This window comes from Arthrobacter sp. Br18 (assembly GCF_000520555.1).
GTDB lineage: Bacteria > Actinomycetota > Actinomycetes > Actinomycetales > Micrococcaceae > Arthrobacter_D.
On the sequence record NZ_AZSA01000314.1, the window covers coordinates 1 to 969 of the forward strand.

Here is a 969-nt window from a genome sequence, read left to right on the forward strand (position 1 = left end):
GCCGCGTGGTACTTCCAGTATGGGCTCGCTGGTTCCTGCTGATGTATTGATGGTCATGGCGTAGTTTCCCTCCTGCCTTCAGCCTTCATTCTCGTTAAAGAAGCGGTCTCTAACGAGTCTGGCCGATAGGGCGCTCTGGGTACCGGAACTGAACCCGAAAAGGAACCCACCGGTCAGCAGCGATTACTCGATCAGCACCACAACCACGCGTTCTTCACCACCGTTGACACCATCATCCTGGACACCGTCGCTGCAGATCAAACCCACCGCCGGCACGCCATCATCGAACAAGTCAACGCCGACCTGAAAGACAGTGCGTTGGCGCACCTGCCTTCCGGTAAATTCGCTGCGAACTCGGCCTGGCTCGTCTGCGCGGTGATGGCCTACAACCTCACCTGCCCCGCCGGAATCCTCGCCGAAGGTGGCTTCGTCAAGGCGCGGACCGCAACGATCCGCCGAAAACTGATCCACGTCCCCGCCCGGATCGCTTCCAGCACCCGGAAAATACGACTTCACCTGCCCCAATCCTGGCCTTGGCAGGACGCGTGGGAAACACTCTTCATCAGCGCCCATGCACCGCCCGCCACGGCGTAAACCCGTCCGCCAGCCGCAGCAACGGCCCGATCAGGAAGCTTCAGTGGAACCATACCGGCAGCGAGGCCGCACAATGTGTCCTGCCCAACACCAAAAACCCGCCCCGTCCCCGAAACCCGATCAGGCCGGACAACCGACCGGTGGATCAAGGCTAAGCCCCCGTGGTTGAATATTCGCCTTTGTGGGCTCCGGTTGCGGGGCGGGTGAGCACCGCTGTTCAGTTTCGTGATGCGAGTTGTTCAGCACCACTGTCGGTGTGGTTGAGCACCATCTGAGAAGCTCCTTCCACCATGTGAGGGCCACGTGGTGGAAGGAGTACCGGTAATGGTACGGAAGATTAAAGCGAAGCTGGTTCTGCAGTTACGTAATCAAAAC

Annotated in this window: 1 pseudogene; it reads left to right on the top strand. The window is 59.5% G+C overall.

Annotated features, from left to right (window positions below):
• Window positions 1-204: 204 nt before the first annotated feature.
• Window positions 205-594: pseudogene (locus tag Y704_RS23150) on the top strand (transposase); the annotation flags it as partial.
• Between the last annotated feature and the right edge of the window lie 375 nt (window positions 595-969).